Origin of the sequence: Actinopolymorpha sp. B17G11, assembly GCF_040196095.1 — a bacterium.
Taxonomy (GTDB): Bacteria; Actinomycetota; Actinomycetes; order Propionibacteriales; family Actinopolymorphaceae; genus Thermasporomyces.
On record NZ_JBEFTW010000017.1, the window covers coordinates 125,846 to 142,972 of the forward strand.

Sequence of the window (17,127 nt, forward strand, 5' to 3'; positions counted from 1 at the left end):
GACGCCGCTCATGAACGTGAGGAGAGGTCAGATCGATGACTGGTCCAACGGTGACCATCGGCCATTCCGACGCCCGACTGACGACCGCGACCTGGGCGCGGGACCTGCTCACAGCGGAGCTGGCCAGGCAGGGGTTTCGCCTGGTGGAGCCTGAGGTCCAGGCCGACGTTCGGCTGCTGGTCTGCCCGCCCGGTGACGGCCGGGTTCGCGATCTGGTGGACCGATGGCGGCGCCGACACGGCTCTGACCTCGCGACGACTCCGGAGTCCTTCGCGATGGCGTCGGTGCCGGCCGATTCGACGGTGCTGATCACGGCCGCTGACGACCGCGGACTTGGTTACGCGCTGCTGGAGCTCTACGACATCGCCCAGAACAGCGCCGACGTGCTGGCGGAGTATGACGGACTCCGCGAGTACCTCGAGCGCCCGCGTAACGTCGCTCGTGGAATCACGCGGATCTTCACCACGGCGGCCACCGACCGGACATGGTTCCACGACCGGACCTTCTGGCAGGACTACCTCACCCATCTCGCCTGCCAGCGGTTCAACCGGTTCAGTCTGGGACTGGGTGCCATGAACGACTACCTCATCGACCGCCGGGTCACCGACAACTACCTCTGCTTCCCCTACCCGTTCCTGACCGGGGTGGACGGCTACGACGTACGGGCCGAGGGGGTCAGTGACGCCGAGCGGGAGCGCAATCTGGAGTCCCTGCGATTCATTGCCCGTGAGGCGACCCGGCGTGGTCTCGATTTCGGGCTCGGGTTGTGGAACCACGCCTACCGTTACGACCCGGACGCCGACACCGAGCGGTGGCCGATTAGAGGGCTGGGTCCGGACAACCATGCCGAGTACAGCCGGGATGGCCTCACCACCCTGTTGCAGGCCTGTCCGGAGATCAGGCGCCTGACCTTTCGGGTCCATTTCGAAGGCGGCGTACCTGAGCCCACGCACGAGTTCTGGCGGGTGGTGCTCAGCGGGCTTCCCCAGGTCGGACGTCTGGTCGAACTCGACTTTCATGCCAAGGGCGTGAGCGCGGAGCTGATCGCGATCGCCACGGATCTCGGCGTACCGCTGACGCTGTCGACCAAGCACTGGGGCGAACACCAGGGGTTGCCCTACCAGCAGGCCGCGATCCGCGAGAAGGAGCGGACCGGTCGTCGGAAAGCCGGCGAGAAGGCCGAGCCTGCAGGCGTGTGGGCACCCGGGACCGGGCACCCCGACGCGAAGGCGACCGGCACGCAGACCACCTCGCGCCGCAGCTTCACCCGCTATGGGTACGGCGACTACGCCCACACCAACCGGCCCTACCGACTGCTGCACCGGGTGTGGCCCGGAACCCAGCGGGTGCTGCTCTGGGGCGATCCGGTGCTGGCCGCCGGCTACGGCCGACACGCGGACTTCGCCGACGCGCTGGGCATGGAGTGGTTCGAGCCCATGTCCTTTCTGGGGAAGAAGGACAGCGCCGCGCTCGGGTCGCCGGACGGGCCGCGAACGAGCAGGCGGTTGTACCAGGACGACGACCTGCAAGCCGCCGCGGATGACTGGTGGAAGTACCGCCACACCTACCGCCTCCTCGGCCGCACCGCCTACGAGCCGGAGACCCCGGTGGCGGAACTGACCAGGGAGCTGCGGACGACCTTCGGTGCCGCGGCTGACGCGACCGGTCGCGCACTTGGCGCTGCCTCCCGGGTGCTGCCGCTGATCACGGTGCTCCACGCGCCGTCGACGGCGTGCAATGTCTACTGGCCCGAGATGCCGACTCCGGTGTCGCTGCTACCGCGGACCGAGCGGATGGAGAGTCCGTACCGGGCCCAGGGTTGGCCGGCCAACTCCGACTTCGACATGACGCCTCCGTACTCCTTCGGCAACGTCAGTCCGTTGGACCCCGAGTTGATCTATGGTGTGGATGAGTTCGCGGCCGATGTGTTGGCGGGACAGTGGCGCGGCAAGCACACGCCGGTGGAGCTCGCGGATCGGCTCGAGCAGTTGGCCGAGGAGGCGCTGACCGCCCTCTCCGAGGCCGAGCAGGCCGATGGCGCCGATGGTGGAGGCAACGAGCCGCTGTTCAGGGTCGTCGCCATCGATGTCCGGATCCAGGCGCAGCTCGCACGGTACTTCGCCTCCGCGCTGCGGGCCGCGGTCGCCTACGGGCTCCGATCACTCGGCCGGCCCATGCTGGCCCGCGCCGTCGATCACCAACGGTCCGCCATCGCCGCCTGGGACGCGATCGTCGAGGCGGCAAAGCCCTACGTCAGTGACCTTCCGTTCGGTCAGACCGACTTCTCCCGCGGCACCTGGGCCGACCGTCGCCCCGCCCTGCTCGCCGATCTCGCAGCGCTCGAAGCCACCCTGCAGGACACGGAGACCGCGGACACCGATGCCGATCCGGTCGCCCTCGAAGAGCAACTGACCACACCACCTGCCCCGATCGGAGAGCACACACCCGCGGAGTACTTCGAACCGGGGAAGGCGATCAAGATCAGCTGGCGAACCGAGGACGAACGGGTCACCGGCGTTCGCGTGCGGTGGCGGCCGGTCAACCAGGCCCTCGCCTACAGCTCTCTCGACCTGGAGCAACGAGACGGCGCCTTCGTCGGAGAGATCTCCACCGACACGGCCGGAAGCCTCTACTCCGTGCAGTACTTCTTCGAGGTCACAGCAGGCTACGCCGCCTGGCCGTACCCGGGCCTCGCTCCTGATCTGGCCAATCAGCCGTACTACGTGGTTCACACCGACCCCAAGACGCGTTGGGGACGTACGGCGAGCTGATCCCCAGGTGAGGGAAGGCGCTACCGCGGTCGGTTGGGCCCGCCCCTCGCGCCAGCGGAATGCTGGAGTCCCGCCGGCACCTGCAGCGTCACGGGAGATCAGGACACCTGGATCGGGTGCGTAAGCTCGGATGCGCGGGGGGCGTACGTTGCGCCTTGAGGGGAGGGCAGACGGTGAGCGGTCCGGGCAGGGGCGTACATCGTCGTGCCGGTGTGACCATGCACGATGTGGCTCGCCATGCCGGGGTGTCCACCATGACCGTGTCCAATGTGATCAACGGGCGGTCCCAGCGGGTGAGTGAATCGACCAGGAGTCGGGTGCTGGCGAGCATTGCCGCGCTCGGTTACCGGGTCAACATGGCGGCGAGGCACCTCCGCATGGGGCGGACGGGCATGGTGGGCCTGGCCGTTCCTGGTTTCGAGTCTGGGTATTATCCCGAGCTCGCTGGCCGTTTGGCCGATCGTTTCGCCGACCACGATCTTCGGTTGGTGATGGAACGGACTGGCGGCGAACGCCAGGCTGAGTTGGATGCGCTTGCTGCGGCGCGGTTGCGGACCTATGACGGCTTCGTTCTCAGCGTGGTCGCCGGCGACGCGGCCGATCTGGAACAGCTCAGCATCGACACTCCCATCGTGTTGATCGGGGAGCGGGCCGTACCGGCACGGTTCGATCATGTGTTGATGGACAACGTAGGCGGTGCCCGGCGAGCTACCGAGTTGCTGCTGGAGTCTGGAGCACGCCGGATCGCGCTCCTGGGTGGCGTACTAGGCGACAAGCAGTCGATGCCCGAGCTCCGCGCTCGCGGATATCGCGAGGCACATGAGGCGGCCGGACTGCCGGTCGACGAAAACCTGATCTTGTCGCGTTGCTTCCGGGTCGTCGACGGCTACACCTCCACGTTGACGTTGCTCCGGGCCGGCGTTGACGTCGACGCCATCTTCGCGCTGACCGATTCGGCTGCTGTCGGAGCATTGCGTGCGCTCGCTGAGTCCGGAGTGCACGTTCCCAGGGATGTCCAGGTGATCGGATTCGACAACATCGCCGACAGTCGCTTCACACTGCCTGCGTTGACCACGGTGGAGCCGGGGAACGACGAGATGGCCGACGCGATCTGCTCCCTGCTGATGGAACGGATCGAAGGTGGCGCATCTCGGCCAGCGCGGGTCGTCATGCCCGAGGCGAAGATCATCGAGCGTGACTCGACCCGCCGCTGACCGAACGATGGCCTATGCCAGGTCGAGGTGGATCGTACTGAACGAATGACGCGGCAGGGTGACCGTCAGCACTCCGCCGTCGAGGGCAAGGTCCAGATCGGCCGGAGCGACCGCGTCCGGAGCCGCCGTCGTGTTGTGGCGCTGTGGCTCGTCCGCGGTGAGCACACGAGCGTGGTGTCCGGTGACGGTTCGACCGCGTAGGTCGAGAGTGAGCGTCGTGTCGGAGTCGAGCGCCAAGTTGCTGACCGAGATCAAGGCGTTTGCGCCCTTGGTGCTGGCCGAGATCGAGACCAGGTCGAGCTGTGCGCCATCCGCGTCGTAGGCGTCCGGCCGCTCGATCAGATGGACCGGGAGCTGCAGCGCGTCATGATGGCCCTTGTTCATCTCGAACACGTGGTAGGTGGGCGTGAGGACCATGCCTCCGGCGTCGTCGGTCAGGATCATCGACTGGAGGACGTTGACGGTCTGGGCGATATTGGCCATGTGGAGCCGGGCGGCGTGCTTGTGGAAGATGTCGAAGTGGACCCCCGCGACCAGGGCGTCGCGCAGGGTGTTCTGCTGGTACAGAAACCTCGGGTTCGTCCCTGGTTCGGTGTTCCACCAGGTGCCCCACTCGTCGCAGATCAGGCCGATCCTGCGCTTCGGGTCGTAGGCGTCCATGACCGCGGTGTGGCCCGCGATGACGCGGTCGATGTCGACCGCCTTGATCATGGTCGTGTAGTACTGCTCATCACTGAACGCCGTGGCCGGGTTCTTGTTGAGTCCGCTGCCGTCATGGGAGTAGTAGTGGAACGAGATGCCCTGGAACATGCCGCGCGGTTCACGGGCGCAACCAAGGCAGCTGACCGCCTTCATCAGGGTTTCGGTCCAGGCCAGGTCGTCATCGGCCGCGCCGGCGGCGATTCGGTACAACGTGTTGTCGCCATGGTTGCGGCAGAACGTCGAGTAACGCCGTGCTTCATCGGCGTAGGCTTCGGCGCGCATGTGTCCGCCGCAGCCCCAGGCCTCGTTGCCGAGACCCCAGTACGGCACCTTCCAGGGCTCGTCGCGGCCGTTGGCCTTGCGAAGCCGGGACATCGGGCTGTCACCGTCGCGGGTGAGGTACTCCACCCAGTCGCTCATCTCCTGCACAGTGCCTGAACCGATGTTGCCGTTGACATAGGCGTCGGCTCCGAGCAGTTCACACAAGGCCATGAACTCATGGGTGCCGAAGTGGTTGTTCTCCTCGACGTTGCCCCAGTGCGTGTTGACCATCCGGGGACGTTGCTCCTTCGGGCCGATACCGTCACGCCAGTGGTACTCGTCGGCGAAGCAGCCACCAGGCCAGCGCAGATTGGGAATCTGCAGAGCGCGCAGAGCCTCGACGACATCGAGACGGATGCCGCCCTCGTTCGGGATCGAGGAGTCCTCACCGACGTAGAAGCCGCCGTAGATGCACCGGCCGAGGTGCTCGGCGAAGTGGCCGTACAGATGTCGGCTGATCGTTGCGCCGGTGACATCGAGATCGACGACCGCGCGTGCGCTGGACATGGTCATGCTGAACCTTTCGGTGGTCGGCAGAGGGGAGGACCCCAGGCTGAACCGCGGCCGTAATCCCGCGCCCCTCGGCGTGAAGCGTTCAGTCGCCCGGCCGGGCCAGCGCCCGCCCTTCCCCTTCGTGGGTTTGACGTTATACCTTGAGCCGCGATCGATCCTAACGACGTCAGCTCTCCCGCGGGAGAGGTCGGGCGCGGAGTTCGAGGGGGACACATGACCGATCTGACCCGCGGCCACTCGCTGGAGACTCCCACGACCCACGACCTACGACTCTGGTACGACGAACCAGCCGGCGCGAGCTGGCTTCGTGCCCTGCCTGTCGGCAATGGACGGCTCGGCGCCATGGTGTTCGGCAACGTCGATGCCGAGCGGTTCCAGCTCAACGAGGACACGGTCTGGGCCGGTGGACCGTACGACTCCAGCAACTCCAAGGGAGCCGATGCCCTGCCGGAAGTCCAGCGCCTGGTGTTCGAAGGCCGATGGCGGGAGGCCCAGGACCTGATCAACGAGGCCTTCCTGGGAAGCCCGGTCGGGCAGCTGGCCTACCAACCCGTGGGTGATCTTCGGCTGACCTTCCCGACGCCGAGCGAGGTGACGGAATATCGCCGGCAGCTCGACCTCACCACGGCAACGGCCACCGTCGACTACGCAGCGGACGGTGTGCGGTACCGGCGCGAAGTGATCGCGAGCGCTCCTCACCAGGTAGTCGCGCTGCGCCTCACGGCGGACACCCCTGGGGCGATCACGTTCTCGGCAACCTTCGACAGCCCGCAACGCACGAACACGATCAGCCCCGACGATGCGACGATCGCGTTGGACGGTGTGTCCAGTGACATGGAAGGTGTCCCCGGGTCGGTGCGGTTCCTCGCGCTCGCCCGGGCCGTCACCCACGACGGCGAGGTCAGTAGCAGCGGCGGGGAACTGCGGATTACCGGTGCCGACAGCGTCACCCTGTTGATCTCGATCGGCACCAGCTACGTCAACTACCAGGATGTGAGCGGCGACTGTCAAGCGGTCGCGTGGGCTCACCTCCGCGACGCGGAGGACAGGCCGTACGACGAGCTCAGAAGGCGCCACATCGCTGACTACCGGGAACTGTTCGCCCGCACGTCAATCGATTTCGGACGTACCGCAGCCGCCGACCAGCCTACCGACGTACGGATCCAGCGCCACGCCACCACGGACGATCCCCAGCTTGCTGCGTTGCTGTTCCAGTACGGGCGGTACCTGCTGATCTCAAGCTCCCGGCCAGGCACCCAGCCCGCGAACCTGCAGGGCATCTGGAACGACCAGCTGGATCCGCCGTGGGGCTCGAAGTACACCCTCAACATCAACCTGCCGATGAACTACTGGCCGGCAGGGCCGACAAACCTGGCCGAGTGCCATCTGCCGGTCTTCGACATGATCGAGGACCTGAGCGTGACCGGGGCGCGTACTGCCGAGGTGCAGTACTGCGCCCGCGGTTGGGTCGCCCACCACAACACCGACGCCTGGCGCGGAGGCTCCGTCGTGGACGGCGCGTTCTGGGGCATGTGGCAGACCGGCGGCGCCTGGCTCAGCACGATGATCTGGGACCACTACCGCTTCACCGGGGACCTGGACTTCCTCCGGTCGTACTACCCGGCGATGAAGGCCGCCGCCGAATTCTTCCTCGACTCGCTGGTGGAGGAGCCCGGTCTCGGGTGGCTGGTCACCAACCCGTCGAACTCACCGGAGCTTGCCCACCACCCTGACGTAAGCGTGTGCGCCGGGCCCACCATGGACATGCAGATCCTCCGTGACCTGTTCGGAGCTTGCGTCAGCGCCAGTGCGATCCTCGGTGTTGATCCCGAATTCCGCGCCCACGTGCTTGCCACCAAGGAACGCCTCGCACCTCTGCAGATCGGTGCGCGGGGCAACCTCCAGGAGTGGCTCCATGACTGGGTGGAGGCAGAGTCACACCACCGGCACGTCTCCCACCTGTACGGCTTGCATCCCAGCAACCAGGTCACCAGGCGAGACACCCCCGAGCTGTTCGAGGCGGCGCGGCGGACCCTGGAGTTGCGTGGCGACGCGGGAACCGGCTGGTCGCTGGCCTGGAAGATCAACTTCTGGGCGCGCCTCGAGGAGCCGGAACGGGCGCACGAACTACTCAGCGAGCTCCTCACGCCCGACCGGCTGGCCACGAACATGTTCGACCTGCATCCGCCGTTCCAGATCGACGGCAACTTCGGCGCGACGTCGGGCATCGCCGAGATGCTCTTACACAGCCACAACGACGAGTTGCACCTGCTGCCGGCGCTCCCGGCCGCCTGGCCGACCGGCGCGGTGAGTGGGCTCCGCGGCCGCGGAGGCTACACCGTCGGTGTGGCATGGAGCGACGGCCAGGCCGACGAGATCCTCATTGCCGCCGACCATACCGGCCGCGTGAGGGTACGCGGTCGGATGTTCGCCGGGCGCCACGTCGTGCTGGACCTCACACATGGCGACACCGCGAGAACGACGAAGGCCGATACGGACCTGATCGAACTGGACGCCGAAGAGGGACACACCTACCGGGCGTACGCATCCGGCGCCGCCGTGCAGTCCTAGCCTCGAGATTTCACGTCGTGGCGTTGGGCACGGCGTGAAATCTCGAGGCTAGTGTCCTGCGCCAGGACACTAGGCGCTGCGGAAGTACTGCTCCGGTCTGGCAGGTGCCGGATCAGGATAGATCCAGGAGTCGGGCATCTTGGGAACGTTCATGAAGTCGTTCTGGACGATGTTGTAACGAGTGGGCAGGACGGTTCCGATGAGGTAGAACTCCTGTTGCGCGATGTCCAGGATCTGCATGAACAGCTCGCGTTGCCGTGCCTCGTCCGGCGTGACCTTGATCTCGTCGTAGAGCTCCATCTGCCGCAGGGGTTGAGCGGGTGGCTTCTCTCCACCTTCGCCACCGGAGTCGTACCAGAGTCCCCACTGGGTGGCGAAGAGGGACCCTGCGTTCAGTGGGAGATACCACTTTGGATCCAGGATGGCGTCGTAGAGCCCGTTCTCACCGGAGTACAAAACAGCCTGGTGCTTGTTCACTCCCGTTCGTTCGAAGAAGAGGTCCGTCGACTCCGGGTTGATGTCCAACTGCACGCCGACGCGCTTCCAGTAGCCCTGGACCATCTCCGCCACATCCGGCCAGGTCGGGTCGAAACCGATCGGGATCTCGACAGTGAAACGGATGGGTTTCCCGTCGCCACGGAGCCGAATGTCGTCGCTGTTCCGCTCGGTGAACCCGGCATCATCCAAAAGCTTGTTGGCCTTTGCCATGTCGAACTCGGTGTACTGCTTGGCCAGGGTCTCGTGGAAGAAGTCACCCTCCCTTCGCGGAGCGACCTGCCACGACTCGCCCTGCCGTTGATAGACCGCTGTGATGATCTCGTCGCGGTCGATGGCGTGCGACAGCGCTATCCGAAAGTCCCTGTTCTGGAAGACCTCCCGCAACGCGTGGTCCTCGACCGTCATGTTGAACGCGACCGTCGTGTAGTTGGTGTCGGCGGTGACGAGCGGGGCGAAGTGGTAGCCTCCGCTCTCACGCTCGCGCGCGAACACCGGTTTGTTGTCTGGCGTCAGGAAGTCGCTCGGTGGAAGCGTGTATCGACCCTCCGTGGTCCGGAGTACGGCCACTTCCGCATCCTGGACGATTTCCACGACCACGCGGTCGAGGTAGGGCAGTTGGCTGCCTTCCGGATCGGTCTTCCAGTAGTAGGGGTTGCGCTCGACGACGAGTCGGTCACCTCCCAGGGGGGTGGCTACGCGCCACGCCAGCAAGGTCGGAAAGTCCGCGTTCTGCCAAGGACCCAGGTCAAGCAACCCGGCCCCACCCTTGGCAAGAAACAGCTCCGCCCAGGTGGAGTTGCCCTCCTGCTTGGCGACCTGCTCGGCGTCGGGGTTGAGCTTCTTGTGGAACTCCTGCAGGTAGTGCTTGGGCAAGCTCGTGAGGATGATGCCATCGGGCGAGGCGAGCCGCTGCAGGAAGAACGCGTGCGGCTCGGAGAAGCTGAACCGACAGGTGTAGTCATCGACCTTCTCCAGCTCAGCCGGCTCACCACCGGAGGTGAGCCACGCCGGAAAGTCGGGATACAACTCCTCATTACTCAGGACGTCTTCGTACGCGAAGACGACGTCGTCGGCGGTGAAAGGCTCCCCGTCAGACCATCGCATTCCTTCTCGCAAGGTGAAGGTGTATGACCTCCCACCGTCAGAGACTTCCCACGACTTCGCGACCATGGGGACGACCTTTGTCCACTCGATGTCCCAGCCGACGAGTTGTTCATAGCCGAAGTACTCGTATCCCCCGGCAAGTTCGGTGACGCAGTTGATCCATTCGCCTCCGTAGGTGCCCATCCTCTCTACAGGCCTGACGACCAACGGCTCCTTGGGCAACCTCTCTTTGACCGGCGGCAGTTTCCCTGCCTTGACCTGTTGGGCCAGGGAGGGCGCCTCCATCCCCTTGGCGCCGTTGCCCTTGGGAGGGCCGTCGTTCCCGCCCGGGCGAGTGGAGAGTGCGTCGCATGCGGTAGCCGAGGTCGCCAGGAACGCCGCGCCCCCCGTCGCCAGCAGCTGTCGCCTCGTCAGACCAGCCTTGAGGCTAGTGTGATCCACGGAGATTCTCCTTTCTCATTCTGCGTCGCAATAGCAGCCCGCTCAGGCAGCGCGCGTAGCGACAGCGGCTGCCGGCAGAAACACGGACCGAGCTCTGCTACTCGGTGTAGGAGAGCTGCCCCCGGCCAGCAATGTGGGCGACCGTGGCACTTGATTGCCACGCCGACGAAGACCTGACAACGACCCCTGTCGGCCGAAGCCTTACTGGACAGCAGTTTCGGGCCCCAACTCGCGACTGGATTCCAGCGCCAAGTGAGTTGTAACGTCAAACCTGGTCGACATCAGCGCCTTCGGCAAGGCCGACGGGGAACGAAAAGTTTCGAGCGGGGCGGTCAGCCGCCGAGGGCCTTCCACCCCTTGCGGCGTGGTTCGAGTATCGCCTCGGCCTCGATCTCGACCTTCCACCGCGGGTCGAGCAGTCCGGCCACCACGACCATCGTCGCGACCGGGCGTACCTCACCGAAGACCTTGCCGTGCACGCGACCCACCGCATCGGCGTCGGACGCGTCGGTGAGGTAGATCCGGGTGCGTACGACGTGCTCGGGGGCGCCACCCACCTGGGCGAGAGCGGTGAGGATGATCTCCAGGCAGCGGAACGCCTGGACCCCCGGATCCGGATCGACCTCGCCGTCGTCCCAGACCGGTGCGGTGCCGGCGACGAGGATCCGGTCGCCGACGGAGATCGCCCGGCTGAAGCCGATCTCCTTCTCGTACGGCGACCCTGACGACACCCGTTGACGTGGCATGGGACTCACTCCCTCGGTCGGGGTGTCGAGGATCTCATGGGGACGTGCTGGCTGAGGTGGTACGGGACGCATGGACGACCGTGGCGCGGACCACGCAGTCGGCGAGGTGATCATTGACCATGCCGGTGGCCTGCATCATCGCGTAGCAGGTCGTGGGGCCGACGAAGGCGAATCCGTTCCGCTTCAACGCCTTCGCCATGGCGGTCGACTCAGGAGTCTTGGCGGGTACGTCGGCCAGGGTCAGGGGGGCGGCGCGCCCGTCCGGCTCGGGCGCGTACGACCAGAGGAACCCGGCGAGCCCGTCGGGTAGTTCCAGCGCTGCGCGGGCGTTGCGGAGGGCCGCGCTGACCTTCGCCCGGTTGCGGACGATCGCGGTGTCGGCGAGCAGGCGCGCCTCGTCCGCCTCGTCGTAGCCCGCGACCGTGGCGATGTCAAAATCGGCGAAGGCCCGCCGGAACCCGGGGCGCTTGCGCAGGATCGTCAGCCAGGACAAGCCGGACTGGAATGCCTCGAGGGTCAGGCGTTCGAACATGCCACGGTCGTCACGGACCGGCCGGCCCCACTCCTCGTCGTGGTAGGCGATGTAGTCCGGAGTGGAGTTGGCCCAGGGGCACCGGGTGGCGCCGTCCGGGCCGACCGGTGCGCTCACGGCTCCCCGGCGCCCGCGTGCCGGCCGGAGGACTCATGCGGGTGCGGTGGGTAGGTGGACTCGAGCGGCCCGCGTTCCGGCGTGTCGACGGGCTGTCGGGCCCACGGGTCGAGCAGGGCCGCCGCCTCGTCGTCACGGAGGTTTCCGGTCCGTTCGGGGTGTCCGGGGTTTGCGGGGTGTCCGGGGTTTGCGGGGTGTCCGGGATCGGGCTCGGCAGGGTGCCAGACGCCTGGATCGGCGCCGGCGAGGACGTCGCCGGTGGCACGATGCCCGGGCCGGGAAGGGTAGCCGTCGCCAGGGGCCCCGCTGACGCCGGACGTGGTGGGGGGCATGCCGGGAGCGTTGGGCATGCCGGGTGCGCTGGCCGGTTCGGTAGCCGCATGGTGCCCGTAGCCGGCTTCCCGGCCGGCCTCACCAAGCCGCGCGAGCCGGGCGTCGCGGGCGGCGATCTCGTGCACGAGGCGCCGGATCACCTCGTCCACTTCGTCCATGCGATAACCACGGAGTACGACGGAGAAGTCGACGTCGCTGAGGTCGTCCGCGCTCAGTGGCCGGTCCGCGGGCAGGCGGACGTCGCGCCGGTCCGGATAGGCACGTGCCATCGCGCCGCCACGCCCCACCGCGACTGTGGCGGTGAGACCGAGGACAACGACCACCAGGGCGACCCACAACCAGGTCATGGCCTGATCGTGCCATGTCAGCCCATCCACGTGTCGGGTGGGGACGCCGGGAAACCGCGTTCTGGTCCGAAATCGGGCTGCGCCTTGCGTACGATGCGCGACAAGTCCCCACGATGCGCACCAAATTGGCCGCGCATCGCGGGCATTGATCACGTAAACGTGATCATTTCGCCCCAGGTGCGAGGCTAGGGGTGGTCCGGACACCCCGACGAGCCGGACGCGCAGGGAGGACAGATGTGGCTGCGGCTGGGGAGCCGGGCGTTCGGGCCGGACGAGCATGCGGTCATGGCGATCGTCAACCGTACGCCGGACTCCTTCTACGACCGTGGAGCGACCTATTCCGACGGTCCGGCGTTCGACCGGGTGGCCCAGGTCGTCGCCGAGGGCGCGGCGATCGTGGACATCGGCGGCGTCAAGGCGGGTGAAGGCACGGAGGTGAGCGTCGCCGAGGAACTCCGGCGTACCGTCCCCTTCGTCGCCGACGTCCGCTCCCGCTGGCCCGACCTCGTCCTGAGCGTCGACACCTGGCGGGCACCAGTCGCCCGGGAGCTCTGCGCGGCAGGGGCGGACCTGATCAACGACACCTGGTCCGGGGCGGATCCGGCCCTCGCCGAGGTCGCGGCGGAGTACGACGTCGGGATCGTCTGCTCACACACCGGCGGTCTGCCACCGCGAACGGACCCGCGCCGGCCGGCCTACGACGACGTCGTGACCGACGTACTGGCCCGCGTGGGTGGGCTGGCCGAGCACGCCCTGGCTGTCGGCGTACGACGGGACGCCATCCTGATCGACCCCACCCACGACTTCGGCAAGACGACCGCGCACTCCCTCGAGATCACCCGGCGACTCGACGAACTCGTGCGTACGGGCTGGCCGGTCCTGGTGGCCCTGTCCCGGAAGGACTTCGTGGGCGAGACGTTGGATCTCCCGGTGGAGCGGCGGCTGGCGGGCACACTGGCCGCCACCGCGGTCTCGGCGTGGCTGGGTGCGCGGGTGTTCAGGGCGCATGACGTACGCGAGACCCGGCAGGTGCTGGACATGGTGGCCTCGATCCGGGGTACGCGACCACCCGCGGCCCCCCGGCGCGGCCTCTGACCGGCGCGCCGGCCCGCCACGCCCCGACCGCGGCTCAGCCCTCCGGACCCACGGGCCGGCCGTTGCCGGAAACCAGGTCGCCCGAACCCAGGTCGCCGGAACCCACGCCGCCGGAAACCATGTCCGGCACCTCCGAGGGACCGGCGGCCTCGGACTCGACGGCATGGATGCGGCTTACGGCCTCGTCGACGTCATCGGTCACGAACAGCATGTCGACGTCGTGCGGCTTGATCTTGCCCCCGGCCACCGCGGTGTCGCGCAGCCAGGCCAGCAGACCGGACCAGTACGCCGTGCCGATCAGTACGACGGGGAAGCGCGTCACCTTCCGGGTCTGGACCAGGGTGAGCGCCTCGAAGAGCTCGTCGAAGGTGCCGAAGCCGCCGGGGAGCACCACGAAGCCCTGGGCGTACTTCACGAACATCGTCTTGCGCGCGAAGAAGTACCGGAAGTTGAGCCCGACATCGACCCAGTGGTTCATGCCCTGCTCGTACGGCAGCTCGATGCCGAGTCCGACGGAGATCCCGCCCGCTTCGCTGGCGCCCTTGTTCGCGGCCTCCATGACGCCCGGACCACCGCCGGTGATGACGGCGTAACCGGCGTGGGCCAGTGCGCTGCCGAGGCGTTCGGCGGTGGCGTAGTCGGGGTCGGTCCGCGCCGTGCGCGCGCTGCCGAACACGCTGATCGCCGGCCCGAGCTCGGCGAGCATCCCGAAGCCCTCGACGAACTCGGACTGGATCCGCATCACCCGCCACGGGTCGGTGTGCACCCAGTCACCGGAACCACGGCTGTCGAGGAGTCGCTGGTCCGTCGTGCTCGCGTCGGCTGACCGAGACACCTGGCCGCGGCGCGTCACGATCCGCCCCCGCTGCTCGACCGGGCTGTCGGCGCGGGCGTGGTTCCTCGGCTGCTCACCGTGCTCGGCCGGGACGTTCTGCTGGTGGGACATCCTTCGAATGGTAGATGCCCAGCGCCACACCGCACGGTCGATGCTCGATCCGGGTCCGCCGCCGCCGAGCGCCGCCGAGCGCTACCGGCCCGGCAGCGGCTGACCCGAGGCGAAGGTCTACCGAACCCGGCGACGGCATCATCGCGCGCCCGAGCCCGACTACGGTGGGGTGACGTGGACCCGGACGAGATCATCCGGCTGCGTCGCGACTTCCACCGCCACGCAGAGCCGGCATTTCTGGAGATTCGTACGTCCAGCATCGTGGTCGCGCGGCTGAGGGGCCTCGGGATCGAAGTACGGCGCGGCACAGAGGCCATGCGGACCGATGGCGTGGCCCGCTACCCGGACGCGATGACCCGGGAGCGGATACGTGGGCGCGCGGTCGAGTCCGGCGCCGATCCCGACCTCGCCGCCTGCGCGGCTGGCGAAGGCACCGCCGTCATCGCCGAGATCGCCGGTAACCGTCCGGGGCCGACCTGGGGCGTGCGCTGCGACATGGACGCCCTGCCCCTGGCCGAGGCGACCGACGAGGACCATCGTCCGACCGCGCTGGGATTCGCCTGCCAGGACGGGTTCATGCACGCCTGCGGCCACGACGGTCACACCGCGATCGGACTCGCCCTCGCCGCCCGGCTGTCCGACCACGACTTCCCCGGCCGGGTACGGATCCTCTTCCAGCCGGCCGAGGAGGGCGGGCGCGGTGCGGCAGCGATGATCGCGGCGGGTGCGGCCGATGGCATCGACCGGTTCGTCGCGGTCCACCTCGGGTTGGGACTGCCGAGCGGTCTGGTCGCTGGCGGCTGCGAAGGCCTCCTCGCCACCCACAAGCTCCGAGCGGTGTACCGGGGCGAGGCCGCGCACGCCTCCGGCGCCCCGGAGCAGGGCCGCAACGCGCTCGTCGGCGCCGCGAGCGCCCTGCTCAACGTGATGGCCCTGCCGAGGTACGCCGCCGCCGACACCCGGCTCAACGTCGGCACCCTGCACGGCGGGGACAACGTCAACATCGTTCCGTCGTACGCGGAGATGACGCTGGAAGCGCGCTCGACCGACGCCGACATCTGTGACGCACTGACCGCCCGCGTGGAGGCGGTCCTGCGTGGAGCGGCCGCCATGCACGACCTGACCGTCGTGATCGAACGCACCGGCGGGTCGACCACGATGACCTGCGACCGCCAGCTGGTCGACGCCATCGTGGCGATCGCCGCGGAGAAGTACGGCGACGAGCGCGCCGTCGCCCTGCGGCCCCTCGGCGGGAGCGACGACGCGAGCCTGTTCGCCCGTGAGGTGCAGGGGGCCGGCGGGCTCGCGACGTACATGCTCGTCGGCGGTGGCAACCGTGCGCCACACCACCATCCGTCGTTCGACATCGACGAGGCGTCCATCCCCGTGGCCGTGGACGTGCTCGAGGCACTGCTCCGCGGGACAGCGAACGGCCGAACGGCGTGAACGTGCCATCATCGATCACCATGCGCTTCTCGGCTCTCTCCCACCTGTCCTGCCCACGTTGCGACCAGCACCACGACGCCGACCAGGTGACGAACGTCTGTACGTGCGGTTCGCCTCTGCTCGTCGACTACGACCTGGCCGAGGTCGGCAGCGGGATGTCCCGCGACGAGATCGCCGGCCGGGCACCGTCGCTGTGGCGCTATCACGAGCTGCTGCCGGTACGCGCGGAGTCGCAGGTCATGTCGCTCGGCGAGGGGATGACGCCGCTCGTGCCGCTTGCTTCGTACGGGCGGGAGGTCGGTGTCGACCGGTTGCTCATGAAGGACGAGGGACTGGTGCCCACGGGTTCGTTCAAGGCGCGCGGTGCCGCGGTCGGGGTGTCACGGGCGCGCGAGCTGGGCGTGAAGAAGATCGCGATGCCCACCAACGGCAACGCCGGGTCGGCGTGGGCGACCTACGCGGCGCGGGGAGGAATGCAGAGCCTGATCGCGATGCCGTACGACGCACCGGAGATCTGCCGCCGTGAGTGCGCCGTCGTGGGAGCGGAACTGGTCCTCGTCGACGGGCTGATCGGTGACGCTGCTGCCGTCGTACGCACGGCGCTGGCCGAACGGGACGGCTACTTCGACGTGTCGACCCTGCGCGAGCCGTACCGGATCGAGGGCAAGAAGACGATGGGCCTCGAGATCGCCGAACAGCTCGGTTGGCGGATGCCCGACGTGATCCTCTACCCCACCGGCGGCGGTGTCGGGCTGATCGGGATCTGGAAGGCGCTGCGCGAGCTGCTGTCGCTGGGCTGGGTGTCCGGGTCGCTACCGCGGCTCGTGGCGGTGCAGGCGGAGGGTTGCGCGCCGATCGTGTCGGCGTACGAACGAGGCGCGGCGGAGAGCGAGCCCTGGCCGGACGCTCGGACGGTGGCGTTCGGGATCACGGTGCCGAAGGCGCTCGGGGACTTCCTCATCCTGCGGGCGGTACGAGAGACGGGAGGGTGCGCGGTCGCGGTGTCGGACGCGGACCTGCTCGCCGCGCAGCGCCGGGTGGCGGAGCTGGAGGGTGCGTTCGTGTGCCCGGAGGGTGCGGCGGCGTTCGAGGCCGTACGCCAGCTCAGGGCGGCCGGCTGGATCGCCGCAGGTGATGAGGTCGTGGTGCTCAACACCGGTACGGGTCTGAAGTACCCCTCGACCGTCCCGCTCCCCGAGGCGTCCTGACCCGCGCCCCCGCCGCCGCGCGCCCCGCGAGCCGCGCCCATCGGGCACCGCAAGGCTCGTTCAGCGGGCCCCGAGGCTCGTTCATGATCATGAAAGGAAAGCGGCGTATGGGCCTGCAGATCTTTCATGATCACGATCATGATCACGGGGAGCCGGGCTGGGGGTTTGGGCTGGGGGTGGGGGCGGGGGGTTGGGGGTGGGGGGTTGGGCTGTGTGTTAGGT

The 17,127-nt window shown here is 67.9% G+C and carries 12 protein-coding genes; 6 read left to right on the forward strand and 6 right to left on the reverse strand.

From position 1 onward, the window contains the following. Positions 1 to 35 precede the first annotated feature (35 nt). Together ABN028_RS18720 and ABN028_RS18725 are read left to right on the forward strand one after the other, a co-directional pair. Entirely contained in the window at positions 36 to 2,771 is a 2,736-nt protein-coding gene (locus ABN028_RS18720) for a hypothetical protein (protein ID WP_349697433.1), read from the forward strand. Between the two features lie 218 nt (positions 2,772 to 2,989). Then, the gene (locus tag ABN028_RS18725; RefSeq protein WP_349697444.1) at positions 2,990 to 3,985 is read left to right on the forward strand and encodes a LacI family DNA-binding transcriptional regulator; all 996 of its coding nucleotides are present in this window, start codon (positions 2,990 to 2,992) and stop codon (positions 3,983 to 3,985) included. Between the two features lie 12 nt (positions 3,986 to 3,997). On the opposite strand, the gene ABN028_RS18730 is transcribed toward ABN028_RS18725, so the two are convergent. Next, the gene (locus tag ABN028_RS18730; protein WP_349697434.1) at positions 3,998 to 5,515 is read right to left on the reverse strand and encodes an alpha-N-arabinofuranosidase; all 1,518 of its coding nucleotides are present in this window, start codon (positions 5,513 to 5,515) and stop codon (positions 3,998 to 4,000) included. Positions 5,516 to 5,734: 219 nt separating this feature from the next. Between ABN028_RS18730 and ABN028_RS18735 the strand changes: the two genes are divergently transcribed. After that, entirely contained in the window at positions 5,735 to 8,092 is a 2,358-nt protein-coding gene (locus ABN028_RS18735; RefSeq protein ID WP_349697435.1) for a glycoside hydrolase family 95 protein, read from the forward strand. A 69-nt stretch (positions 8,093 to 8,161) separates the two neighbouring features. Here ABN028_RS18735 and ABN028_RS18740 read toward each other — a convergent pair whose 3' ends face one another. The 4 genes from ABN028_RS18740 to ABN028_RS18755 all read right to left on the reverse strand — a co-directional run bounded on the left by ABN028_RS18740 (position 8,162) and on the right by ABN028_RS18755 (position 12,210). Then, positions 8,162 to 10,135, reverse strand: coding sequence for an ABC transporter substrate-binding protein (locus tag ABN028_RS18740; protein WP_349697436.1), 1,974 nt, complete (start codon positions 10,133 to 10,135; stop codon positions 8,162 to 8,164). Between the two features lie 332 nt (positions 10,136 to 10,467). Beyond that, entirely contained in the window at positions 10,468 to 10,881 is a 414-nt protein-coding gene (locus tag ABN028_RS18745; protein WP_349697437.1) for a RidA family protein, read from the reverse strand. A gap of 34 nt (positions 10,882 to 10,915) precedes the next feature. After that, on the reverse strand, positions 10,916 to 11,530 hold the full coding sequence (locus ABN028_RS18750) for a DNA-3-methyladenine glycosylase I (RefSeq protein WP_349697438.1): 615 nt from the start codon (positions 11,528 to 11,530) through the stop codon (positions 10,916 to 10,918). Next, the gene (locus tag ABN028_RS18755) at positions 11,527 to 12,210 is read right to left on the reverse strand and encodes a DivIVA domain-containing protein (protein WP_349697439.1); all 684 of its coding nucleotides are present in this window, start codon (positions 12,208 to 12,210) and stop codon (positions 11,527 to 11,529) included. The genes ABN028_RS18750 and ABN028_RS18755 overlap by 4 nt, the downstream gene beginning before the upstream one ends. A 234-nt stretch (positions 12,211 to 12,444) precedes the next feature. On the opposite strand from ABN028_RS18755, the gene folP reads away from it, so the two are divergent. Beyond that, positions 12,445 to 13,305 (forward strand): dihydropteroate synthase, encoded by an 861-nt coding sequence (gene folP / locus ABN028_RS18760; protein WP_349697440.1) that lies wholly within the window; start codon positions 12,445 to 12,447, stop codon positions 13,303 to 13,305. A gap of 34 nt (positions 13,306 to 13,339) precedes the next feature. Here folP and ABN028_RS18765 read toward each other — a convergent pair whose 3' ends face one another. Continuing rightward, positions 13,340 to 14,251 (reverse strand): LOG family protein, encoded by a 912-nt coding sequence (locus ABN028_RS18765; protein ID WP_349697441.1) that lies wholly within the window; start codon positions 14,249 to 14,251, stop codon positions 13,340 to 13,342. A gap of 174 nt (positions 14,252 to 14,425) precedes the next feature. Between ABN028_RS18765 and ABN028_RS18770 the strand changes: the two genes are divergently transcribed. Continuing rightward, on the forward strand, positions 14,426 to 15,697 hold the full coding sequence (locus ABN028_RS18770; RefSeq protein ID WP_349329873.1) for an amidohydrolase: 1,272 nt from the start codon (positions 14,426 to 14,428) through the stop codon (positions 15,695 to 15,697). A gap of 20 nt (positions 15,698 to 15,717) precedes the next feature. Beyond that, complete coding sequence (locus ABN028_RS18775; RefSeq protein WP_349329874.1) at positions 15,718 to 16,905, forward strand: threonine synthase; 1,188 nt, start codon at positions 15,718 to 15,720, stop codon at positions 16,903 to 16,905. The last annotated feature ends 222 nt before the right edge of the window (positions 16,906 to 17,127 follow it).